This is a genomic window from Amycolatopsis sp. NPDC041971, from assembly GCF_055588925.1.
Window position 1 is genome coordinate 27876 of record NZ_JBVJCE010000005.1, and the last position, 23012, is coordinate 50887.

Annotated in this window: 21 protein-coding genes and 1 pseudogene; 13 read left to right on the forward strand and 9 right to left on the reverse strand. The window is 68.1% G+C overall.

Annotation, left to right across the window (positions count from 1 at the left end):
• The first annotated feature begins 362 nt into the window (after nt 1-362).
• Nucleotides 363-1196, forward strand: coding sequence for an alpha/beta fold hydrolase (locus ACZ6DT_RS12870; RefSeq protein ID WP_465593080.1), 834 nt, complete (start codon nt 363-365; stop codon nt 1194-1196).
• Nucleotides 1197-1638: 442 nt separating this feature from the next.
• On the opposite strand, the gene ACZ6DT_RS12875 is transcribed toward ACZ6DT_RS12870, so the two are convergent.
• A complete protein-coding gene (locus ACZ6DT_RS12875) occupies nt 1639-3201 on the reverse strand; it encodes an MFS transporter (RefSeq protein ID WP_465593083.1) in 1563 nt (520 codons plus the stop codon).
• Nucleotides 3202-3292: 91 nt separating this feature from the next.
• Here ACZ6DT_RS12875 and ACZ6DT_RS12880 point away from each other — a divergent pair, with 91 nt between their 5' ends.
• The 5 genes from ACZ6DT_RS12880 (at nt 3293) to ACZ6DT_RS12900 (ending at nt 9498) form a co-directional block, all read left to right on the forward strand.
• Nucleotides 3293-6013, forward strand: coding sequence for an AfsR/SARP family transcriptional regulator (locus ACZ6DT_RS12880; RefSeq protein WP_465593086.1), 2721 nt, complete (start codon nt 3293-3295; stop codon nt 6011-6013).
• A gap of 293 nt (nt 6014-6306) precedes the next feature.
• Nucleotides 6307-6600 (forward strand): hypothetical protein, encoded by a 294-nt coding sequence (locus ACZ6DT_RS12885; RefSeq protein WP_465593089.1) that lies wholly within the window; start codon nt 6307-6309, stop codon nt 6598-6600.
• A 179-nt stretch (nt 6601-6779) separates the two neighbouring features.
• A complete protein-coding gene (locus ACZ6DT_RS12890; RefSeq protein ID WP_465593092.1) occupies nt 6780-7253 on the forward strand; it encodes an SRPBCC family protein in 474 nt (157 codons plus the stop codon).
• Between the two features lie 311 nt (nt 7254-7564).
• Entirely contained in the window at nt 7565-8005 is a 441-nt protein-coding gene (locus tag ACZ6DT_RS12895) for an SRPBCC family protein (RefSeq protein ID WP_465593095.1), read from the forward strand.
• Complete coding sequence (locus ACZ6DT_RS12900; RefSeq protein ID WP_465593098.1) at nt 8002-9498, forward strand: cryptochrome/photolyase family protein; 1497 nt, start codon at nt 8002-8004, stop codon at nt 9496-9498. Before ACZ6DT_RS12895 ends, ACZ6DT_RS12900 begins: the two co-directional genes overlap by 4 nt.
• Before the next feature lie 16 nt (nt 9499-9514).
• Here the strand turns inward: ACZ6DT_RS12900 and ACZ6DT_RS12905 are convergent, their stop codons facing one another.
• The 3 genes and pseudogenes from ACZ6DT_RS12905 to ACZ6DT_RS12915 all read right to left on the reverse strand — a co-directional run bounded on the left by ACZ6DT_RS12905 (nt 9515) and on the right by ACZ6DT_RS12915 (nt 12183).
• Nucleotides 9515-9736 carry a DUF6480 family protein gene (locus tag ACZ6DT_RS12905; protein ID WP_465593101.1) on the reverse strand — a complete coding sequence of 74 codons (222 nt, stop codon included), beginning with the start codon at nt 9734-9736 and terminating at the stop codon, nt 9515-9517.
• A 97-nt stretch (nt 9737-9833) separates the two neighbouring features.
• Nucleotides 9834-11384 (reverse strand): FAD-dependent oxidoreductase, encoded by a 1551-nt coding sequence (locus ACZ6DT_RS12910; RefSeq protein WP_465593104.1) that lies wholly within the window; start codon nt 11382-11384, stop codon nt 9834-9836.
• A gap of 116 nt (nt 11385-11500) precedes the next feature.
• Nucleotides 11501-12183, reverse strand: a pseudogene (locus tag ACZ6DT_RS12915) (polyprenyl synthetase family protein).
• 508 nt (nt 12184-12691) lie between these two features.
• Between ACZ6DT_RS12915 and ACZ6DT_RS12920 the strand changes: the two are divergent.
• The 3 genes from ACZ6DT_RS12920 to ACZ6DT_RS12930 are packed head-to-tail and all read left to right on the forward strand — an operon-like array spanning nt 12692 to nt 16055.
• On the forward strand, nt 12692-13429 hold the full coding sequence (locus ACZ6DT_RS12920) for a carotenoid biosynthesis protein (protein ID WP_465593107.1): 738 nt from the start codon (nt 12692-12694) through the stop codon (nt 13427-13429).
• A complete protein-coding gene (locus tag ACZ6DT_RS12925) occupies nt 13408-14529 on the forward strand; it encodes a glycosyltransferase family 2 protein (RefSeq protein WP_465593110.1) in 1122 nt (373 codons plus the stop codon). The genes ACZ6DT_RS12920 and ACZ6DT_RS12925 overlap by 22 nt, the downstream gene beginning before the upstream one ends.
• The gene (locus ACZ6DT_RS12930; protein ID WP_465593113.1) at nt 14526-16055 is read left to right on the forward strand and encodes a phytoene desaturase family protein; all 1530 of its coding nucleotides are present in this window, start codon (nt 14526-14528) and stop codon (nt 16053-16055) included. The genes ACZ6DT_RS12925 and ACZ6DT_RS12930 overlap by 4 nt, the downstream gene beginning before the upstream one ends.
• Here the strand turns inward: ACZ6DT_RS12930 and ACZ6DT_RS12935 are convergent.
• A complete protein-coding gene (locus tag ACZ6DT_RS12935; RefSeq protein WP_465593116.1) occupies nt 15966-16709 on the reverse strand; it encodes a CDP-alcohol phosphatidyltransferase family protein in 744 nt (247 codons plus the stop codon). The genes ACZ6DT_RS12930 and ACZ6DT_RS12935 overlap by 90 nt on opposite strands.
• Here ACZ6DT_RS12935 and ACZ6DT_RS12940 point away from each other — a divergent pair.
• Nucleotides 16662-17606: a YhjD/YihY/BrkB family envelope integrity protein gene (locus ACZ6DT_RS12940; protein WP_465593119.1), complete on the forward strand. Its 945-nt coding sequence runs from the start codon at nt 16662-16664 to the stop codon at nt 17604-17606. The two genes, ACZ6DT_RS12935 and ACZ6DT_RS12940, sit on opposite strands and share 48 nt — an antisense overlap.
• 239 nt (nt 17607-17845) lie before the next feature.
• The gene (locus ACZ6DT_RS12945) at nt 17846-18736 is read left to right on the forward strand and encodes a MerR family transcriptional regulator (RefSeq protein WP_465593121.1); all 891 of its coding nucleotides are present in this window, start codon (nt 17846-17848) and stop codon (nt 18734-18736) included.
• A 42-nt stretch (nt 18737-18778) separates the two neighbouring features.
• Here ACZ6DT_RS12945 and ACZ6DT_RS12950 read toward each other — a convergent pair whose 3' ends face one another.
• Nucleotides 18779-19057 carry a DUF3040 domain-containing protein gene (locus ACZ6DT_RS12950; protein ID WP_465593124.1) on the reverse strand — a complete coding sequence of 93 codons (279 nt, stop codon included), beginning with the start codon at nt 19055-19057 and terminating at the stop codon, nt 18779-18781.
• A 21-nt stretch (nt 19058-19078) separates the two neighbouring features.
• Entirely contained in the window at nt 19079-20572 is a 1494-nt protein-coding gene (locus tag ACZ6DT_RS12955) for an FAD-dependent oxidoreductase (protein ID WP_465593127.1), read from the reverse strand.
• 138 nt (nt 20573-20710) lie between these two features.
• On the opposite strand from ACZ6DT_RS12955, the gene ACZ6DT_RS12960 reads away from it, so the two are divergent.
• A complete protein-coding gene (locus tag ACZ6DT_RS12960; RefSeq protein ID WP_465593130.1) occupies nt 20711-21148 on the forward strand; it encodes an SRPBCC family protein in 438 nt (145 codons plus the stop codon).
• Between the two features lie 141 nt (nt 21149-21289).
• Here the strand turns inward: ACZ6DT_RS12960 and ACZ6DT_RS12965 are convergent, their stop codons facing one another.
• Complete coding sequence (locus tag ACZ6DT_RS12965; RefSeq protein WP_465593133.1) at nt 21290-21799, reverse strand: hypothetical protein; 510 nt, start codon at nt 21797-21799, stop codon at nt 21290-21292.
• A gap of 107 nt (nt 21800-21906) precedes the next feature.
• The gene (locus tag ACZ6DT_RS12970; RefSeq protein WP_465593136.1) at nt 21907-22062 is read right to left on the reverse strand and encodes a hypothetical protein; all 156 of its coding nucleotides are present in this window, start codon (nt 22060-22062) and stop codon (nt 21907-21909) included.
• Nucleotides 22063-22602: 540 nt separating this feature from the next.
• Here ACZ6DT_RS12970 and ACZ6DT_RS12975 point away from each other — a divergent pair.
• Complete coding sequence (locus ACZ6DT_RS12975; protein WP_465593139.1) at nt 22603-23004, forward strand: HPF/RaiA family ribosome-associated protein; 402 nt, start codon at nt 22603-22605, stop codon at nt 23002-23004.
• Nucleotides 23005-23012: the final 8 nt, after the last annotated feature.

Genomic DNA, 23012 nt, shown 5'->3' on the forward strand with positions numbered 1-23012 from the left:
TTTCCGTCTAGGCTGGGTGTGTTGACACGGGGGGGGGACTGTGCCTCTCTCCCCCCCCCCCCCCCCCCCCCCCCCCCCCCCCCCCCCCCCCCCCCCCCCCCCCCCCCCCCCCCCCCCCCTGTACCGATGTCGCACCGGTCATATCCGTCTCGCCCGCACCACTGCGGAGCACCTGGGCGTCAGCAACGAGGAGAAGCAGGGTTTCATGATCAACTCAAGCTAAGTGGCATTGGGTCTTGTCCTGGACCGCGGAGCCCATGCTGCTCATCGGCCATCACCACCACTGCCCGGTGGCAGGAATATGCCGAGGAATGGCTCTCCAGGCACTGGGCCCGAACGCGGGCCCCGGTCACAGTGGGCACATGGGTGATATCACGGAATCAGGCGTCCTGAGGAGCGCGGTCCGGGTCGACGGCGAAACGGCCAGCTACCTCACAGTGCGCCAGGACGGTCCGGCTGTGTTGCTATTGCACGGAACGTACTGGAGCCGGGTCTGGTCACCCGTGCTGGACGGTCTCGCGAAGGCCGGGCTGCGGCCCCTTGCGGTCGACTTTCCCGGAATGGGACGTTCGGGAGGCGAATTGACCCCGGACACCGCGACGGTCCCGGCTTTGGCGGAGTGGGTGACGCGATTCGCGGACGCACTCGGGATTTCCGGGCCGATCGCCGTGGTGGGGCATGACATCGGCGGCGCCGTCGCCCAGCATCTCCTCGCTCACGATCGGTTGCAGGTGTCTCGGCTGGCCTTGGTCAACTCGGTCTTGTACGACTCCTGGCCGGCACCTCACGTCGCCCGGCTTCTCGACCCTCCGGTCGCGGCGGCGACCACAGGTGATGACTTTCTCGCCGCCCGCCGCGAGGCCCTCACCACGGACCTGGCCGGTGCCGCGACCGAACAGCTCATCACCGAATATCTGGATCCCTGGACCGATCCGCGGGTTCGCCGTTCCTGGCTGGCCATGGCGAGCGCGGCCGCGAGCCGCTACACCCTCGATCTCGTGCCCGCGTTGCAACGGTCCGCGACGCCCAAGTTGCTGATCTGGGGCCAGGACGACCGCTTCGAGAAGGTGGAATACGCCGAGAAGTTCGCTCTGGAGATTCCGCGAACCACACTCATCCGGATCCCGGAAGCGAGCCATATCCCCACCGAGAACGCCCCAGCCCGCATTGCCCACGCTCTTGCTGACGCCTTGTGACCTCCGGCGCGGCAGACGACCGAAACGGAGTTCGCTTCCGCGTCGCTGATCGGGACATAGCGCAATCCGTGATGGCGAAGCGCGCTGAGCGATTCGGGCGCGATGGTGATTCGGCCAGACTGATCGTAGGACGCGAGAACCCGGCCTACGTCGAGTTTCGTGTGGGTGACTACGAGCACGAACTCGGCATCCTCGACCGCCGCTACGCCCGGCCACCCCGACCGGCCGGGTGGGGTAGCGGTGGCCTGGCACGTCGACGACATCGACCCCGCGCTGGAGCGTCTCACGGCCATGGGAGCCACCGAGCATGAGCCGAAGACCAGGCCGCCCCGGAGAAGTCCAGCCCACCACCGGCGGGAACGGCGAGCCGGGTACTGACCGACTTCTCGCTCAAGCCGTGGGGACGGGGACCGAGCGCCGAGGCGCGCCGATCCGAAGCGACTCAGGCTTCGGAGGCGGTCTTGGAGGTGTCGCTCTCCTGTGAGGGTTCCTCGTCGCCACCGATGGTGCCGATGTGCCGCAGCACCACGGCGGACAGGATCGACAGGACGAGGATGCCGCCCGCGGCGACCAGGGTGGCGATGTTCAGCCCGGCGGTGGCGGCTTCCCTGGCCCGCGCCAGCAGTTCCGGCGAGATCTGGTTCGCCACCGAGGACGCGCCCGCCATGCTGTCGCTTACCGCGTCGGCGACGCCGGCGGGGGTGCCGGGCGGGAGGTGGTCGCCGACCTCGCCGCGGTAGACGGCGGTGGCCAGGCTGCCCAGGATCGCCACGCCCATCGCCAGGCCGAGTTCCTGCACGGTTTCCGACATCGCCGACGCCGAGCCCGCCTTGTCCGCCGGTGCCGCGCCGACCACCAGATCCGTGCCCAGCGCGGCGATGGCGCCCAGGCCGAGGTAGACCAGGCCGAAACCGATCACGATCAGGGTGATGCCGCCGGAGGAGCCCACGATGGTGAGCAGCAGGTACCCGATCGTGGACAACCCGAGCGTGACGGCGACGACGATCCCGGGGGCGACGCGGCGTGCCACCAGCGGGGAGCCGATCGCGGCCACGAACATCATCAGCGCCGGCGGCCCCATCCAGATCCCCGCCTCCATCGGCGAGAGCCCTTCGACGAATTGGAGTTGCTGGGTGACCAGCAGCATCATCCCGCCGACCCCGACCAGGCCGACCAGCAGGATGCTCAGCGCGGCGCTGAAGTCGCGGCTGGCGAACAGGCGCATGTCCAGCAGCGGGCTGGCGAGTGCGCGCTGACGTCGCACGAACATCACCGCGAACAGGACGCCGAGCAGGGCCGTCGCGACGGTGGCGACGTCGATGCCTTCCTTGGCGACCCGCTTCACCGCGTAGATCACCGGAAGGATGGCGAACAGCGAAAGGGCGACGCTGGCCAGGTCGAAGCGACCGCTCCGCGGCGCGCGGTATTCGGGGATCAGGATCGGCGCGGCCACCAGCAGGATCGCCACGATCGGCACGGCGACGAGGAAGGCCGAACCCCACCAGAACACCGAAAGCAGTGCTCCGCCGACCAGCGGCCCGGCGGCCATGCCGAGCGCGAAGCTGGTCGCCCAGACACCGATCGCCAGCGCCCGCTGGCGTACGTCGCCGAACATGGTGCTGATCAGGGCCAGTGTCGACGGCATCAGCGTGGCACCGGCGATGCCGAGCAGCGCGCGCGCCGCGATCAGCAGTTCGGCGCTGTTCGAGTAGGCGGCGATCACCGAGACCACGCCGAACGCGGCCGCGCCGATCATCAGCAGTTTGCGGCGGCCGACGCGGTCGCCGAGGGTGCCCATGGTGATCAGGAAACCGGCGATCAGGAAGCCGTAGGCGTCCATGATCCACAGCGTTTCGGTGCTGCTGGGGCGCAGGTCTTCGGCCAGGGAGGGCAGCGCCAGGTACAAGACGGTGACGTCCAGGCCGAGCAGCACGGTGGGCAACGACAGGACGGCGAGTCCCGCCCATTCCCTGGGCCCGGCCCGGCGTGCGGTCGATGAGCTCATGAGACTCCCTTGCGTGCGAGAAAAGACGGGAGTCACCTTGACCGGCGGTACGCACGATTTCCTGATGATTGCCTGGCGATAGGCTGGTCACATGCGCTATGGCGTGCTCGGCCCGCTGGCCGTGTGGGACGCCGGCGGGCAGCCGATCAAGGTCCCCGAGGTGAAGGTGCGCGCGCTCTTGGCGAACCTGCTCGTCCACCGGGGCAGGCCGGTGACCGCCGACAGGCTGATCGAGGACCTCTGGGCGGGCAAGCCGCCCGGCGGGCCGGCCAACGCCCTGCAGACCAAGGTCTCTCAATTGCGCCGGGTGCTGGGCCGTGAACAGGTGGTCCGCGAGCCGGCGGGTTACCGGCTGCTGGTGACCGACGACGGGGTCGACGCGCTGCGCTTCCAGGAACTGGCCGGACGTGCTCGCGAGGCCGAGGACCCGAAGGTGAAATGCGGCCTGTTCGCCGACGCGCTCGCGCTGTGGCGCGGGCCGGCCTATGCCGACGTCGCCGAGGCGATGTTCGCCCGCGCCGAGATCACCCGGTTGGAGGAACTGCGGCTGACCGTGATCGAGGACCAGGCCGAAGTCCGACTCGAACTGGGCGATTACACCGCGCTCGCGGCGGAGCTGGGCGTACTGGTGGAAAGGGAGCCGCTGCGGGAACGCCTGCGGATGGCCCAGTTGCGCGCGCTGTACCAGGCCGGGAGGCAAAGCGAGGCGCTGCAGAGCTTCCACGACCTTCGACGGCGGCTTGCGGACGACCTCGGGGTGCCGCCGGGGCCGGCGGTGACCGCGCTGCACGAGGCGATCCTGCGGCAGGAGCCCCGGCTGGCCCCGCTCTCGGCCGAGCCGAGGTCGCTCCGCCGCACGAATCTGCCCACTCCGTTGACCACGCTGATCGGCCGTGCGGAAGCGGTCGACCGGGTGCGGGAGCCATTGAGTTCCGATCCGCACACCCGGCTGGTGACGCTGACCGGTCTCGGTGGCGTCGGCAAGACGCGGCTGGCGATCGCCGCGGCGGAGGATCGGGCAGGGCGGTTCACCGATGGTGTGTGGCTGGTGGAACTCGCCGGACTCGGTGCCGCGTCGACCCCGGACGACATCGCCGAACGGGTGATCACCACGCTCGGGCTCTGCGACACCGCGGCGACCGAGCCCGACCTCGCCGACCTGGTCGGCTGGCTGTGCCAGGCGGTGGCGGGAAAGCGCCTGCTGCTCCTGCTGGACAACTGTGAGCACGTCGTCGAGGCGGTGGCCTCGCTGGCCGGTCCGGTGCTGGCCACCGTGCCCGGGGCGCGGCTGCTGGTCACCAGTCAGGAAGCGCTCGACATCCCCGGCGAGGTGGTGCACTCGGTGCCGCCGCTGGAGCGGTCCAGCGCGGTCCAGTTGTTCGTGGAACGGGCGGCCGCCGCGGTTCCGGGGTTCGCGCTCGACGCGGGCAACGCGGACGCGGTCTCCACGATCTGTCGTCAGCTGGACGGTATCCCGCTGGCTCTGGAGCTGGTGGCCCCGCGGCTACGGACGTTGAGCCCGGAGCAGCTCGCCGAACACCTGGCCGACCGGTTCACCCTGCCCGCGGTGCGCGGCCGCGGGATGCCCGCCCGGCAGCGGACATTGCGGGCGATGCTCGACTGGAGCTGGGAGCTGCTGAGCGCGGGCGAGCGCACCGTGTTGCGGCGGCTGGCCGTGCACGCGGACGGCTGCACGCTGGCGGCCGCCGAGGCGGTCTGCGCCGGGCCGGGACTGCCCGCCGGACAGGTGCCCGACCTGCTGTCGAGGCTGGTGGACCGATCGCTGGTGGTCCGCGACGCGGGGCGGTTCCGCCTGCTGGAGTCGGTGGCGGCCTACAGCCTCGAACGCCTTGCCGAGGCCGGCGAACTCGCGAGTGTCCGCGCCTCGTTCGTGCGGTGCTACACCGAATTGGCCGAGCACGCCGACGACCGGCTGCGCGGGCCGGAGCAACACCGGTATCTGGAGCGGCTGGACGCGGAGACGGTCAACCTGCGACGCGCGCTCGACATCGCGATCGGGGAGCGCGACGCCGAGCACGCGTTGCGCCTGGTGAACGCGATGGCGTGGTACTGGTTCCTGCGCAGCAGGCTGACCGAGGCCCGCCGGTCGCTCCACGCGGCGTTGTCCACCGGGGAAGGGTTGCCCGGCTCCGACACGCGCCTGGTCGCGCGAGCTTGGCTGGCAGGCATCGACCTGCGCACGCCGGCCGCCGGCGAGACCGGTGGCGATCCGGCCGCCGGAGTCGGTGATCCGGTGCTGGCGGCGCGGCTGCGGTGGTTCGTCGGTACCGGGCTGTACGGCACCGGCCGTCACGTCGAGGGGCGGCACCTGGTGGAGGAAAGCCTGGCCGGGGCCCGTGCCGCCCGTGACCGATGGGGCGAAGCGGCGGCATTGGTCGAACGCGTCGGTTACACCCGGCAGGGAGCAGGGGCGGACGCGGAACTGGGTGCCGCGCTGTTCCAGGACCTCGGCGACCGCTGGGGCGTGCTGCGGGCGACCCGGTCGCTGGCGCTGGTCGCCGAACGCGACGGCGATCACGCGCGCGCCGAGCGACTGCACCGTGAGGGCCTGCCGGTGGCCGAGGAGCTCGGGCTGTGGACCGAAGTGGTCGAAATCCTCACCTGGCTTGGCGAAACCGCCGCCGCGGGCGGGAATACCTTGCGTGCCAAGGAGTTCTACGAGCGCGCCCGGGACATCTCGGCCGAACGCTCCTACGCCCGCGGTGAGATCCGGGCGGAAATCGGGCTGAGGCAGGTGGCGGGCCCGGATGCCGAGGCCACGCTCGCCGCACTCGACCGCGTCTTCGACTGATCGCGCTACTCGATCACGCAGTGAATCGCCACTCTGCTTCCACCATCCACCCTCACGCTGCATCCCGACGGCTCGGTGTCGGTCTCGGAGTGGCCACCAGGACGAGACGAGAACCAGTCAGCGCGCTTCGGCGGGAAACGCGCCCGGGACCGCGCTTGGCATCAGCAGGCGGGCACAACACCGAGCCCGCGGTGTTTGACCTGACGACCCAACGGTCATTACCACATGACGTCGAGAACGTCTCAGTCCGCAGAGCCGCGGAACAGCGGTCGGCACGACTTGGGGGAGAGGCCATGGCATACCACTGGTGGTGGGGAGTGGTGGGCGCGGCGATGATCGTTGTCGGCATGCTGGTGCGACAGCCTGCTGACCGGAAGTGGCGATCGTTCGCTCTTGAGGTCGTCACGCTGGCGGGATGGATGCTGATCGTGGTGTTCGTGATCAAGCCGTTGATACCGGCGAACGTTCTCGGAATCGGGATCTTGGTCGTGATCGTCCTGATCGTTCTGGCCGTCCCGTTGTTCGCTCAGCGCAAGAGCAGTCGACGCGGATCGGAGCGGAGGTCGTTCCGGGATAGCCGCCGGTGACCCATTGAGGCCCCGCCCGCCGGGCACCGGCTCACCTCCTCGTTGTTCGCCGAAACGGCAGTGAAGAATGAATCGTTCCTGAAACGGTTTGTGATCGTGGATGCCGGGTAAACACCGGATGAGGGCACACCGCCGGTGTGCCGGCCGGCTGTTGCGAATGAAGGAGCTGACGTTTCGCTATGGGCACGATCACCAAAACCGTCGACGTACAAGCCGACGTGTCCACCGTCTACAACCAGTGGACCCAGTTCGCGGACTTCCCGCGGTTCATGGAGGGTGTCGACCGCGTCGAGCAGCGCGACGACACGCATACGCACTGGACCGTCACCATCGCCGGTGTAACCAAGGAGTTCGACGCCACCATCACCGAACAGCACCCCGACGAGCGGGTCGCGTGGCAGTCCGACACAGGTCCGAATCACGCGGGCGTCGTCACCGTGCACCGGATCGACGACACCCACAGCCGGGTCACCGTCCAAATGGACCTCGATCCCGAGGGTTTCGTCGAGAACGTCGCCGACAAGCTCGGCATTCTCGACCGTCGCGTGCAAGGAGACCTCGACCGGTTCAAGACCTTCCTGGAAAACCGGGACGGCAACGAGACCGGGGCGTGGCGGGGCGATGTCGAACGTCCTGCCCAGCACAACGGCTAGGCACCGGCCCGTCCGTGGTCCGATGCCGAGCGAAAAATGGTGTCGGGCGAGACCGGTTCCGTGAGACTGCGTTCGCCGCGGGCCCGATACGACCTGCGTGATCCCGTGTCGTCCATCGGACGCGGTTCGCCGTCGACGCGATCGCAGTGTCGGGTTGGCTGTTCTGGCGCGAGCGGGGAGGTTGTCAAGGCCTGTGGTGGTACGCGGCGGGATTGACAAGGAACGCCGCGTTGACACTTTTGTTCTTCCCCGGGCCGGCACCGCCGCACTGAATGTCGCGATCATCGCCTCGAACCGACCTGGAGGACTTCATGGTCCGCGTCGAACGCAGTTTCACCGTCGCCACGCCCGCGCCTCGTATCGCCGCGTATCTCGCTGATTTCGGGCACGCGGTCGAATGGGATCCCGGTACTGTTTCCTGCGTCCGCATCGACGATGGCGAGCTCAGGGTCGGCACGCGATGGCGCAACGTCTCGGAGTTCCGCGGCAAGCGAACCGAGTTGACGTACCGGCTCACCAGGCGAGACCCCGCCCGGATCACACTGGTGGGGGAGAACCGCACCGCGACGTCCACCGATGACTTCACCTTGCACTCCGGCCCCGCCGCGACCACCGTGCGCTATCAGGCCACGATCGTCTTCCACGGGCTCGCGAAACTCGCGTCCCCGTTTCTCAAACGCGAGTTCGAGCGTCTGGGGGACGAGGTCGTCCCCCGACTCGCCGCGCGCCTGGAACAGTTCGGTGCCGGATGAGCGGCCCGCATGCCTTGTGGTTGTTCGGCGACCAGCTCGGACCGCACTTCCACAGCACACCGGAGCACCGTGACCGGGAAGTTCTGTTGATCCGCTCTACCGCGGCCTTCGGGCGCCGCCGGTTCCATCGGCAGAAACTGCATTTGATCGAAGCCGGGATGCGGCGGCTGGCCGCCGATCTGGGCGACCGAGCCCGGATCATCGACGCCCCGACCTACACCGACGGCTTGCGCCGCTTCGGTAAGCCGGTCGTCGTGCACGAACCGGGCTCGCATGCCGCCGAGGCGCTGGTCAGGCGGCTCCACGACCGGGAAGTCGTGGCGGAAATCCTGCCGACACCCGGTTTCATCCTGTCCAAAAGAGACTTCTCGGAATGGGTGCCGGGCCGGCACCGCTATTTGATGGAGGACTTCTACCGGGACCAGCGTCGCCGCTTCGGAATACTGCTCGAGCCTGACGGCGAGCCGGTGGGCGGGAAATGGAACTACGACCAGGACAACCGCCGCCCCCCGCCCGGCCGATCGGCACTGCCGGTGCCGGCCCCGTGGCACCCCAAGGAAAACGCGATCGACAAGCAGGTACGAATCGACCTGGACCGCGCGGAAGGCGAGGGGGCGATTCATCCGGTCGGCGTCGACGGTCCACGCCAGTTCGCTATCGGCCACGCCGAGGCCGACCGTGCCCTGCGCCGTTTCCTCGATCACCGGCTGGCCACTTTCGGGCCGCATCAGGACGCCATGCTCCACGCCGACTGGGCGATGTCGCACGCCCTGCTCTCGGTGCCGCTCAATCACGGTCTGCTCGACCCGCTCGACGTCATCCGGAAAGCCGAAGAACGCTACCGGGACGGCACGGCGCCATTGGCGAGCGTCGAAGGGTTCGTCCGGCAAATCCTCGGCTGGCGGGAATGGGTGTGGCACCTCTATTGGCATCTCGGGCCGGATTACCTGAACCACAACCGGCTCCGGGCACGGGAGAAGCTGCCGCCATGGTGGCGGGAGTTGGACGCCGACACAGTGGAGGCGGCCTGCCTGCGTACCGCGCTCGCCGGAGTCCGTGACCGCGGCTACGCCCACCACATCGAACGATTGATGGTGCTGGGCAACCATGCTCTGCAGCGCGGCTATGATCCGGCGGAGCTGACCGACTGGTTCGCCACCGCCTTCGTCGACGGTTTCCCCTGGGTGATGCCGGCGAACGTCATCGGGATGAGCCAATACGCCGACGGCGGCATCGTCGCAACAAAGCCTTACGCGGCAGGCGGCGCGTACATCAACCGGATGAGTGACCACTGCGGTGGATGTGTCTTCGACCCGAAATCGCGTAACGGCGAAAAGGCGTGCCCGTTCACGGCCGGATACTGGGCGTTTCTCGACCGCAACGCGGATCTCTTGCGAGGAAACCCGCGGATGCGCCAGCCGCTCAACGGTCTGAACAGACTGTCCGATCTGATCGACGTGGTGGAACAGGAGAACGATCGACGCCGATTCTGACGAGATCGGCCCGTGGTCAGAACAGATCTATCGCCCGCAGGATGAAGAACGCGGCGACGCCCAGCACCAGCACGCCGAGCACGATGAGCGTGGCGATCCCTGGACCACGCGAAGGGATGGGCTGAGGGTGTGACAGCCCGGACGTCTGGCCCGCGTCGGGTGGCACATCGCCGGGCGAGACGGAACCGCCCGGTTCCAAGCCCGGAACGTCGTCGGGTTCTGGTCCGGGTGCGGTCATGCTTTCCAGCCTGACATACCCATCAGGTTCCGGCAGTCTGACCGGGCCGCGGATTCAGGATTTCCCGCGCACCTGACCTGAACGAGGCGCTCGAATGTCATGACCGTGTTCCGCCGAGATATTTCGACGTGGCCAGCCGGTTCACCAAGCCGATCCGACCGTGGTTGGGAACCGAGTGGGTGGGATGCCCGGCGAGGCCCCAATGCCCGAGAAGTGTGTTCGCCGCGGCCCAGCCGGTGGCGGCCGCGCGTTCCATCAGGGCGACCGGCAGGTCGATTCGAATGCCGTCACCCGCGAGGGCCAGAGCCGGGTCAGGTGTCTCCACAGTCGGTCGGCGGGCGAAATCGCCGACCCCGAACAACGGGCAGTCCTCGCGCCATAGCGTGCTCTCGCCGACGACCCGCGCGTCTCGGGTCTCCGGGTAGATCTCATGGAGGCGCTTCTCCAGGGCCTTCTCCAAGCCGCTCGAGTCCTTTGTGGTCACCGCGTAAGCGTGCAGCTCGACCACCGATCCGCCGGTGCGCGTGGCCCAGCGCCGGGCCTCTCCCTCGTACCGGTCGAGCAGGCTGATGTTGTCCAGCGGCGGGACGCTGCCCGTGCCGAGAAACGGCGATCGCCGGGCATCGACCGGCCGGTCGAGCCAAAGCCGTCGGATGAGAAACGGAGGGGCGGTACGCAATTGGCCGATCGCGCTCCGCCAAGTCTCGGTGCCCAGGTTCGGAGAGGCCGTCACGATGTCGCGGAGCCCGGTGATGTCGCAGGCGAGAACGATCCCGTCGAACTTCTTCGTCTGAACGTCGGTCTGGATTTCGAAGCCGTCCGTGGTGCGCTCAAGGGCCGTGACAGCGGTGGCGGTACGGATTTCGACGCGGCGGCTGATGAGATAGCTCGCGAGCGGGTCCCAGAGAGCTTGGGGGAACGGTTCGGTCGGTACGTCGAAGACAAGGCCCTCACTGGAGCCGAGGAAGTACAGGTGGAACATGGTCGCCAGCTCCGCGGCGGACAGGTCGTGCGGGTCGGCGAAGAAACTGCGGGAGAACACTTCGAACGCGAGGTGCTGCGCGGCCGCCGGAAAGTTGATCGCTGCGAGGAAGGATGACGCGTCGGTGTGGTCGAGCCGGTGATAGGTCTCGGGCACGCTGACCGTCGCCAGCGGGAGGGCGTCGCGCCCGCTGATCCGCAGCAGATCCCTAGGGGTGAAAGTGGGACTTCGCCAGGCGAAGGCCAGCGCGTTCCAAGGCGGGGTGTGGGGCAGGCCGGCGAAGGTGTCGGTGCGGCCGTGCGCGTCGAGCAGGGGGTAGTCGGCGAGCGGGGTGAGCCGGTCGAGGTGCGGATCGGTGCGCATCAGCAAGGTGCGCAGGTTGTAATACTGCCGGAAGAAGGCGTGGAAACCCCGGCTCATCGTCACCGTGCTGCCGTCGGAGAGCTCCTCTTGCCAGCCGCCGACTCGACCGCCGAGGTAGTGGTCGCGTTCGAAGATGGTGACGTCGACGCCGCGTTCGGCCAGTCCGGTCGCCGCGGTGAGGCCGGCGATGCCGCCGCCCACGATCGCCACGGTGGGACGTCGGCCGAGCTGGCCGGCGTCGGCAAGGCCCGGTGATGCCGGATAGGTGACTAGGCGCGGGTCGATGCCGAGAGGTCTGGTCACTGGTTCTCCTGCGGGGCAGTGCCGTCCACGATGCGCCATTGCCGGCTGGGGACGGTCGCGGTGAGGTACTGGGTGAACGAGCTGAGGCCGCCGGTGCGAAGTAGCGACTTTGCCACTCAGTTCACCGCCGGTGGGGGAGCGGGGGCGGGGTGTCGTGTGCGGGCCCATTCGGTGCGAGCGAGTGCGCCGCAGGCGATCTGGAGTCGGCGGCGCGGGGCACGGTTGCCCGGCCGGTGAAGATGTCGTGGTCGGCGCACCAGGAGAGCCGTTCGCGGTCGACGTCGTGTTCTTCGGGTTCGCCGGCGGGGAGGTAGATGCCGGACTTCCGGCGCAGGATGTCGAGAAGCGCCTCCCAAGTGGGCAGAGCCTGCGCGTGGTTCACCAGGTCGGCGAGTCGCCCGACCGCCAGTTTCGCGCGCATCGCGTCGCTGCCAGCGTCGCCGAAGCGGTCGGCGGATCCGCTCCGACCCTGCTCGGTGCGCCGGCGTGCGCACCGGAGGTGGCGCGCGGGCCAGCCCCGGCGCAGCGGTGAGCCGTCCATGACGTCGTCCTGAGCCAGCGCGAAACAATGGAGTAGTTCCAAACTGGACGCGGCCCGCAACGCGGCTTCCGATTCCGGGCCACCGCACCGCCGGCCCACATAGGCGAACATCGGGCGGAGAAATTTTCCTCCGGCGACAAACTGTGGGATGACGGTTTCCGCGAGTTCTCCCTCGCTATGGCCGAAGAAGTGCTCGGCGGCCCGTGCTTGTACGAAACCGTGAGCTTCGGCAAGGCAACGCTCGCCCAAGGCATCCAGCCAGGTGGCCGGGGCCCCTTCGGTGGCATCGCTTTCACCACCTTGGTCGACGCCATCCGACCTCCCCCGCTGCTCGCTGATTCGATTCGCAATCGTTTCATACCTGATGTACCTTGTCTACTGGATCTGGTGGCCTCCTCGCAACTTGGATGTAGGGCAAGAGGCTTCAGGTTGCCCGGGAATCGCAGAGTCAAACCTGGATCGCTCGCGAATCGAAGATGACCGCTTCGCAGGGCCCGGCGCCGCGCACTGCGGCCGGGTACCGGATGCTCGGCGGTGGCCCGGTGGAGACCGTCCCATCCCGGTCGCCCGTGGCGCCGCCGGGAATTCTTTCCTGCCCTTTTCGAGATATTGTTTCCACGGATTTCCTCGACATTGCCGAACCCGCTCCCGGTACCTGCGCCTATCGGTCTATCGTGTTCTTGTGATGGTTACGCGGGCCGCCGCTTTCTCACGTTTATCGATACGACCCGGTGCCTTGGCAGCGTGGATCTGCGCTGCCGGAGCCGTGTTCTGTCAGATCCTTTATTCGGTCACCGATGCTGGAGCGCGCACTCCGCTGACCGTCTCGACCGTGCTGTTCTTCTCGGCTGCCTCGGTCGCCGACGCCTGGACGCGGGCGGGTGCGAGGGCCGCCGCGACCCTCGTCGTGGTCGCGGGCGGTGGTGGCCTGCTCGCGGAGATCGTGGGTCTGCACACCGGGTTGCCGTTCGGGCAGTACCAGTACACCGAGTTGCTCGGCCGGCGGATAGCCGGTGTCCCGGTGCTCATTCCCCTCGCTTGGCTGATGATGGCGTGGCCCGCCTTCCTGGTGGGGCGGGCGCTGGCCAGGAGGCCTGTCTTCGTCGTCGCGCTGTCGGCGGCGGCATTGGCGGTCTGGGACGTCTTCCTCGATCCTCAAATGGTGGACGAGGGTTACTGGACCTGGGCCTCGCCAAGGCCGTCCTTGCCGGGGGTCGACGGTATCCCCTTGACGAACTTCGCGGGCTGGTTACTTGTCGCGATCATCGTCCAAGCGGCGCTGTACCGCCTGGTTCCGCTGGAAGAAGAACGCGTCCCTGGTTTTCGCGCGGGTCCGGCTCCCACGCTGTACCTCTGGACGTGGTTTTCGTCGGTCTGGGCCCATTTCGCCTTCTTCGGCAGACCTTGGGTCGCTGTGGTGGGTGGACTGTTGATGGGTGCGATCGCGGTGCCGTTCGCGGTCCGGCTGGGACGGGGGCGGCTGTGGGCTCGCGTGTCCGCGTAGTCGTGCGCGCGGCCGCGGTGGCCGCCGCGGTGGGAGCCGGTCATGCCGCGTACAACGCGCGCATCGTCCGGGAACCTCCGCGAAATCCGGCTCGTTGCCGGGAACCGGTTTCGATTCTGCTGCCGCTCCGCGACGAGGCCTCGCGAGTCACGCCGACCTTGCGATCGCTGCTGGCACAGCGTGGTCTCGACGACGTCGAGATTCTCGTGCTCGACGACTGCTCTTCGGATGGAACGGCCGAGGTGGTCCGGCGGGTCGCGCAAGGTGACCCGCGGGTCAAGTTGTTCACCGGCGTCGAGCCCCCCGGTGGCATGGTCGGCAAACCTTACGCTTGTCATCAGCTCGCCGAGCGGGCCCGGGGAAGCGTTTTGACGTGTGTCGACGCGGATGTCGTTCTCTCACCGGACGCCGTGGCGGCGGCTGTTTCTTTGCTGCGTGACGCCTCACTCGACGCCGTATCACCCTTCCCAAGGCAACGCGCCGACAGCGTGGGTGCGCGTCTGGTGCAGCCGTTGCTGCAGTGGTCATGGCTGACCCTGCTTCCGTTGCGTGTCGCGGAGAGGTCGCCGCGGCCGTCCCTCTCCGCGGCGAACGGCCAATTCTTGCTCATCGACGCTTCGATGTTGCGTGAATGCGGCGGGTTCGTCTCCGTCGGGCACGAGGTGCTGGACGACATCGCGGTGATGCGCGCGGTCAAGAAGGCCGGCGGCCGTGGTGCGGTCGCGGACGGTAGCCGGGTCGCCGAGTGCACCATGTACTCGAACTGGCCGGACCTACGAGACGGGTACGCCAAGTCGCTCTGGTCGGCCACTGGCTCGCTTCCAGGAGCCGTCGCGATCTCCGCCGCGCTGCTGACCGTCTGGGTGCTGCCGGCGGCGGCCGCCTTGACCGGGTCCAAGGCCGGGCTGCTGGGATACCTGGCAGGCGTCGCGGGCCGCGCTGTGGCGGCCCGCCGTACCCGGGGTCGCGTCTGGCCGGACAGTTTCGCGCATCCGTTGTCGGTCCTGACCTTGGTGGGCCTCATCGGCAGATCCTGGTGGGCGCGCCGCACCGGACGGCTGGTGTGGAAGAACCGTGTCCTGCGACGGGAAGTGTCATGAGCGACGTCGTGGTCATCGGGGCGGGTATGGGCGGGCTGGCGGCCGCGGCCAGGCTCGCGGCAGGCGGGCATTCGGTGACCGTGCTCGAACGGTCCTCCCACTGTGGCGGCAAGCTGGGTACTTTCAGCCGGGACGGGTTCACCTTCGACACCGGGCCGTCGTTGCTGACATTGCCGTCGGTCTATCGCGACCTGTTCGAAGCCACGGGCGCCGATCTCGATGAGCTGATCGACATCGAACCGGTCGACCCCGCCTGTCACTACCACTTCGCCGACGGCACCGAGCTCGCCGTTCCACACGATCGCAGGGCCGTGCCGCGCGCCCTCGACGAGGCGCTGGGCGGTGCGGGCGCCGAATGGGCTCATCTGATGCAGGAGGCAGGGCATCTCTGGTCACTTGTCGGAGAACAGGTTCTCCGGCGCCCGTTGGGCGGACCCCGTGACCTGATCCGCTACGCCACCGGCGTCAAGGACCTGCTGGCCATCGCCCCCTGGCGCACCCTGCGCGGGATCGGGCGACGTCGCCTCGGTGACCCGCGTGCGCACATGCTGCTGGACCGCTACGCCACTTACACCGGGTCGGATCCGCGCAGACTGCCTGCCGTCATGAGTGTCGTTCCCTTCGTGGAGCAGGAGTTCGGCAGCTGGCACATCCGCGGCGGATTGCACCGCCTCGGTGAAGCCTTGCTGGGACGCCTTTCGGCGCTGGGTGTCGAAGTCCGCACCCGCAGCGAGGTCACCGCCATCGAAACCGGTCCGGACGGGGTACGCGGGGTGCGCCTGGCCGGCGGCGAACGGCTGACCGCGCCGATCGTGGTGTGCAACGCGGACGCCACACGGCTTTACGGCGACCTGCTGGACGACCCGCGTGCTCGTGGGCCCCGTCGTGCGCTCCGGCGCGCCGAACCCTCTCTGGCCGGGTTCGTGCTCTTGCTCGCTCTGCGGGGCAAGACGCCGAATCCCAGCCATCACCGTGTCTTGTTCCCCGCCGACTACGACGCCGAATTCGACGCGATCTTCGGTCGATCGCCACGGCCGGTGCCGGATCCCACTGTCTACATCTGTTCGCCGGACGATCCTGAGCTGCACCCGCCAGGCTGCGAATCCTGGTTCGTGCTCGTGAACGCACCTCGGCACGACCCGATGTCCGGAGTGGACTGGACGGCGCCTGGACTGGCGGGCGCGTACGCGGAACGAGTGCTCGACATCCTGGCCGAGCGTGGTCACGATGTCCGAGATCGGCTGCTTTGGAAGGAGATCCGCACACCGGCGGATCTGGAGCGTGAGGTCGGCGCGCCGGGCGGGTCCATCTACGGTTCGTCGTCGAACGGCCCTCGCGCCGCCTTGCTCCGCCCTGCCAACGTCAGCCCCGTCCCCGGGCTCTACCTCGCGAGCGGCTCGGCCCATCCCGGCGGCGGACTGCCGCTGGTGGCGATGTCAGCCGCGATCGCCGCCGAGTCGATCGGTCCAGCGAGCGGGAAGCTCGCGCGCCACGCTGATCGAGAGGTGTATCAGCCCGATGAGTGACAACGCGGCCCATACCGCCGCACAGGTCGCCCCCCACGACCAGCCGGTCCAAGGCGTTCCGGCCGGTGCCAGCGCCGAACCGGTCACCGCGACCACGGCGACGATCAGCCTTGTCGGACGTTCCGCCACCGTGATCGCGCCGGCGCCGCGCATCCCGGCGGCCTGGGCGCGAACCCGGAGGTATTCGTGCAGCAGGAGGAGAACGGCGAGTCCGGCGCACCAGGCGAACGGAGCACCGAGAACGAAGAGCACAGCGGTGAAACACAGTTCGGTGATCCGGTCGGCGACCGCGTCCAGCACGGCCCCCGCGGGGCGGGCCTTACCGGTCAGCAGCGCGACGGCGCCGTCAAGACCGTCGAACAGTCCGGTGGCCACCAGGAACACCATCGCCGGCCACAGCCAGGAGCCACCCGCCGCCGCCAGCGCGACCGCGGCCACCGCACACCCGACCCCGAAGCCGGTCAGCACGTCCGGAGGCACGCCGAGTACGGGACGAGCGAGCGTCTGGACTCCGCGCAGCCAACCGACCGCGAGCGGACTGCCGGAGACGTCGTGCTCGTGCAGCCGGGACCAGCCGGCCACACCGTCCGCCGGCTGCGTCGCGTCATGAACGGCGGAACCTTGCGCCGCCGCGCCGTCGTCGTGCTCCGGCACACCGCCCGATCTCTGCGGGGTCGTGATCTGTCGCTGTGGGCGGCCGGTGTGACCTTCTTCGCTGTGCTGGCCGTCGTGCCGCTGGCCCTGGTCGCCTTGCGCGGGGCCGCGATCCTCGGCTCGCCCGAGTTCGTCGGCCACGGCGTCGCCCGATGGGCCGACGCGCTCCCGCCCGACCAGAAACCGGGCCTCGCGCTGCAGGCTCTCAGCACCGCCGCGCTGAATTCCCCGTGGACCACCTTCCTGGTGACCCTGTTGCCCGCCACTTTCTACGGAGAAGGCCTGTACCGGGGACTCGTGCAGGTTTCCGGGCACGCGCCGGGCGCTTTCGTCGGCTGGCGGGGCCGGTTGATGTTCGTCCCCATCCTGCTGCTCAGCCCGACCCTGGCGATCGTGCCGCTCGCCACCGCCGGCACCGTGGCCGATCTCTACGCCGGTGGTGGTTGGTCGACCTTCTGGGGCATCACCGTGTCGTTCCACATCGACTGGCTGATCATCGCTCTGGTGACCGGCGTCGTGTTCGTCGGCAGCGCCCCTCGAGGAACAAGGCGTAGGCCGCTCTTGCTCGGCTCGCTGGCTGTCGCGTCGATACTCGCGGGATTCTTCCACGGCTTTCTTCTCTTCCTGGCCATCCCGCTGGACTGGAGCGTTCCCTTCGGTGGTCTGGCGGCGGTCGGCGTGGTGTCTGCTCTGGTCCTCTGGCTCTATCTGCTGCATGTCCTGCTCCTGCTCGGATTCAGGCTCACGTTGAGCGTCGAAAACACCCACGCGGGTGTGGTTCCCGCCACCGAAACCACATCGGGAAATCGATGCGGAAGCACCGGTGAAGCGTTGCACAAGCGATCCGCCTCGGCCATCGGTTGCACGGACCCCGGAAATGGCAGCGACTGCGCTTGATGACCACGAAAACCGAGAGAACGACCGCCCGCGGGTGCGTCGGCCACGAAACGATATGGCTTGGGTCACAAAAGGCCCGGTGAGACGGACCGGTCTCCCTGCGTGGGTGTTCAACATCAACCGGATGCCGTATCCGTAAGGGCGGACATGACCGGTCGTCAGGTGCCCACCGTGGGCGGGGGTTCGCGAGCGGGCGGCACGCCGACGAGGGGCGCCCGGGTATGGGAACGTGGTACTGGATGGAAGTCGACGAGATGAGCGGCCGTGGTGGCTCCCGAACCGCGGGATCGTGGACGCCCGGCAAAGTGGCCGAAATACTGGGCATCTCGCCGGTCACGCTTCGGACCTGGGCCTCTCGGTACGGTGTCGGCCCTTCCTTGCATGCTGATGGACGGCATCGCCGGTACTCCGACGCGGATGTGCGCAGGTTGCAGCACATGCAGCGGCTCATCGGCCGGGGTATCCGTGCCCGTGAGGCCGCCGCGGCCGCGTTCTCCGGCGTCGACGACGTGACCCTCGAGGTCTCGGCCGACCGGCGGGTGGACGAACTGGAGCAGGCCGCGGAAGAACTCGAGTTCGCGTCCATCGCGGCGTTGCTGGACGAGACGTTGGACGCCCTCGGCGCGGCGCCCATGTGGACCGACGTGCTCCTCCCGATCTTGCGCAACCTCGGAGGGCGCTGGCTTCGGGGAGATGGGTGCTTCGAATCGGAATGGGCGCTCACCAGCGAGGTCTCTCTGGCCCTCCAACGCCATGCCGCCCGATTCGCCAAGGCGCCTTCGGAACGCGGAGTGCTCGTTTCCTGTTGCCCGGACGAGCGGCACAGCCTGCCCGTCGAAGTACTGCGCGCGGCGATGGCCGAGGTCGGCATCCCCGCGGTCTTCCTCGGCCAGATGGTGCCCGCGGAGACCATCGTCGGCATGGCGTCCAAACTGGACCCGGTGCTGATCATGCTGTGGTCGATGTCCGCGAACACCATCGACGACCTGTTGTGCCAACGGCTGCGGCGTCGCGGCTTCGAGGTCGTCGTCGCGGGACCCGGCTGGGAGGGACTCGACATTCACGGCGCTCCGTGGGTCAACGATCTGGCCGGAGCGCTGAACGTCGCCGCGGAGCACCTGCAAGCCTGAGACGCGCGCAGTGGGGTTCGGTATCCGCGCGACTGATCGGGGTCAAGGTCGTGGGAGTGTCTTCAGCCCCGGTCGCGTACGAGCCATGCGATGCACCCCGGCCAAACAGGCGGCGACAACGACGCCAAGGAAGAATACGGACGCTTCACCGGCGAGGATCCCGACGGCGATCATGGCGATGGCGGTCAGTTCGGCGAGGACGAGAATGAACCGCCATTGCCGTATCTGCCTGGACATGGTCAGCTTCGCGGCCAGCTTGGGGTCGTCGGCGGCGAGCCTGGCTTCGATGTCACGGAGTTCGTCGTGGCCGGGATACGACATGGTTGTCCCTTCGTTGCTGCGTCAGGGTTGTCGCGGGGGAAGAGGGCGGACCGCGGGGCCTTCGAGGACGGCGCCGTCCACGTCGAAACGGGAGCCGTGGCAGGGGCAGTCCCAGCTGCGTTCGGCGCCGTTGAACCGCACCAGGCAGCCGAGGTGGGTGCAGCGCAGGGAAACCGCGTGCAGGGTGCCGCTCCGGTCGCGGTAGACGCCTTTCTTGCCGTTCTCGTCGGGGAGAATTCGGGCGCTGTCCACCGGGACGTCCTCGGTGTCTCGCACGTCGGGTGGGGCCAGCCGGTCGCCGACGATGTCTTTGGCGACTTGAGCGTTCTGCCGCAGCAAAGTGGGCACGCCACGCAAGCTGAGCCGGTGCGGTGAGAACACTTCGGCGTGGGGGTTGTCTCGGCCGGCGATGCGGTCGGCGAGGATCGCTCCGGCGATGGTGCCCATGGCGAGGCCCCATTTGGCGAATCCGGTCCCGACCCACAGCCCGGACGCGCCGGGGAAGTAGGAACCGACCATGGGGAGTCCGTCGTAGGCCTTCGGATCCTGTGCCGACCAGCGGTGGGTCACTTCGGCGACGTCGAAATGCCGGTGCGCGAAGTCGCTGAGAGCGGTGTAGCGGCCGAAGTCGACATCGGAATCTCCAGCGGGGTGGCTTTGCCCGCCGACGATGAGATGATCCCCGTGGCGGCTGAGGGACCACGCCGGACTGCCCGCGCTGATCGCCAGGTCTTCGGGCAAATCCCCCGAACGTAGCCGGGCGGCGACGCAGTAGGACCGCTCCGCGTCGAGCCGGGCGAAGAACAGGCCGCGATCCAGCATCGGGTAATGAGTGGCCACCACTACCTGTTCCGCCTTCACGGAACCGCCGGTAGTGGTCACGTCGTAGGGCGCGGTGGTCGACACGGACGTGACCCGGCTGCGTTCGAACAGGCGCCCGCCGTCGGCGAGGAACAGCGCGGCGAGGCCGCGTACGTATTTCGCGGGATGGATCAACACCTGATCGGGCAGGCGCACGGCGCCGTAGGTGCTGAAGGGAACATCCAGGGTCTCTGTCCAGTGGACCGGGAGACCGGCTGCCGCCGCGGCGTCGGCTTCCTGGCGTACCGTCTCGCGTTCGTCTTCGGTGTAGGCGAACGTCGCCGCGGGAGCACGCCGGAGGTCGCAGTCGATCGGTTCGGCCAGAGTGGACAACAAGTCCACCCCGGCGGTCGCGGCGGCGGCGTAGGCGGTGGCCGTCTCCGCGCTGTGTGTGCGAGTGAGCGTCGTGTACTTCGTCGACTGCAGCGCGGTCACCTTCGCGGTGTTGTTGCCACTCACACCGCGACCGATCGTGTCGGCTTCGAGCAGGGTCACGTCGAAGCCATTGCGCAGCAGCGACAGCGCGGTGGTGAGTCCGGTGATGCCGCCGCCGATGACGACGACGTCGGCGACATGCTGACCGGACAAGGGAACAGAATCGGTCGGATAGGTGCCGTCGCGGAGCCAGAGGGACTGTTCGTTCGTCGTGGTCATCGAAGGCCATACCTTGCTGTAGCGGGGGAGAAAGCACTAATGGCTACCCGGCTCACCTCGCCTGAAACGGTTCTGCGTCGATTTCTTCGCCGGGGACCGGTGCCCGTTTCGCGGAAGACCTGCGGGGTACCCGGGCTCATGACCGATTACCGGCACACGGCCACCATCGAAATGCCCGCCGAGGACTTGTTCGTTTACCTGCGAGAGCCGCGGAATCTGCCCCACTACTTCTCCCAGATGAGCAAGGCCGAGCCCGAAGGCGATGGCACCGTGCACGTCGAAGCCGATGTCCACGGGGAGCACGTGGAGGGCGAGGCGTGGTTGAAGGTCGACGAGAGTCGCCGTTCACTGCGTTGGGGTGCCGCGGGCCCGCATGACTATCAGGGGGAATTGTCGGTCGAGGAGGCCGGCCCTGGGGCGTCTCGGCTCACGGTGGCTCTGCACAGCGTTCGTGACGCGGATGATGAGGAAGTCCAGCGAGAGCTTGAGGAGACCGTGGCCGCGCTGGCGCACACCGCGGTCGCGAACGCCGATGTGGACGCCGCCGAAGAAGAAGGTGGCTGGGCCGGACACTGACTGCTGGTCAGGGTCGGAATTCGACACGGAGATCAGCGTGGCCGATGTCGGCGAGTTCGGGGTGAACGTGGCGGTTCCGGGGTAGTGGCCGGTGGGTCGTCATCGACGGAGACGAGTGGTCACCACGCACTGGGAAGCCGGTCAGCTGTTCGTCGCCCGGCGATCGATGTACTCGATGCTGCATCCGTCCAGTCGCTGCGCGGCGTCCGATGCGTGGGCTGCGCAGAGCGAGCCGGTCACGCCGTCACGATCGGTGGCGACCGCCGCGGCCGGTTCCGTGCAGGGGGTGTGCAGCCGGTCGTAGTCCCAGTCGTTGCCGCAACCGGTGGTGGTGCACCAGGCCCGATCTCCGAGTGAGTGCAAGGTGACGCCGTGAACGGGGCAGATGCCCCAGGGGACGTCGCACAGATGGGGATCGCGAGATACCCGGACGCGGGTCAGGTATTCGGTGGTCCGGGCGATCTCGCCGGTGTAGTCGACCAGGTCGTCGGTGGCTTTGTTCATGGGCTGGGCGAGGCGTTTCAAGTGCCCGTCGTCCGCGGCCTCGAGGCGGGCGGCCAATTCCGCGGTCCGCTCGGCGAGAGCGTCGGCGTCGGCGGCCAAGGCCCGTAGTTCGGCTGGTACGGGTTCCGGCGTCGTCGGCTCGGGCATCGGGGTCCTCGCTGGTGTGATGGAGAAGAAAGTGTTGTCGTTTAAGGGACGTCGCCCCGGTCCGGGTGAAACGGGGACCGGGGCGACGGGTCGAACGAAGCGGGGGCTCAGAACCAGTGGGCGCGGCCGCCCACCTTGCGTCCCGTGCCGCCGAGGATCGCGAGAACCACGCCCGCGACGGCGAGGACGGCACCGATGGTGGTCAGCACGGGAATGCTGGCGATCAGGCCGATCACGAGAATGATGACTCCGAGCACGATCATGGTTACTCACTTTCCTGGAGCGGCTGGAACGAATCCGCCGCTACGGTGGGGACTGGCCCGGTAATGCCCACGCCGGCGTCACGTCAAACGCTGGGCGGGCCGGTCTTTCTTCCATGCCGGGAAACTTTCGGAGGCTCCGCCGGAACCACCGCATTTCGGGGTTTAGGTCGGCCGCCGGTGGGTAAGTGCTCTGAGTCGTCGTGAAGTGCCGCCGGAGGATACGTGGTGTTGTTCCGCAAGAAAGTCGTTGTGCCCGTTGGTGACGTCGAGCGGGCGATGTCCGTTCTGGTCGCTCGAGGTGTCAGCCGTGAGCGGGCTGGTACCGAACTGAGGGAGATGGCGCGCCGTCGGCACATCTCGTTGGCACGCTGCGCGGCCATGGTGGCGTCGACCGGCCGAGTACCGCGTTCGACGTGAGTTCGAGGCTTCCTTTGTGTGCCGAGTCGAGCCTGGAGCGGGCTCGTACCGAGTTCCCGAGTTTGAGTCGGCCCTGTCCGTGGTACTGAAGTCATCAACACTGTCTTCCCGCGGAGGGTGCTCGTGCAGATCGAAGTCAACACCGACCACAACGTCCATGGCGGCGAGGGACTGGCCACCTACGTGAAAACGGACTTGGAGAACAGCCTGTCCAGATTCGGCGGTTGGCTGACCCGGGTGGAGGTGCACCTCAGCGACAACGGGGGCACCAAGCCGGAAGACAAGAAGTGCGTGATCGAAGCACGTCCCGGGGCCAAACAGCCCGTCGCGGTGACGCATCACGCGACGACGGTGGAAGACGCGTACGCCGGCGCGGTGCACAAAGTGAAGAGCGTGCTGGATTCCCTGTACTCCCGCGCCCACGATCACAAGGGCGGTGAAAGCATCCGCCACATGGCGGCGCCGGTGAACCCTGAGCAGGTCGGCGTGATCGAGAACGACACACAAGCCACGCCCTCGCAATGACGCTGCTG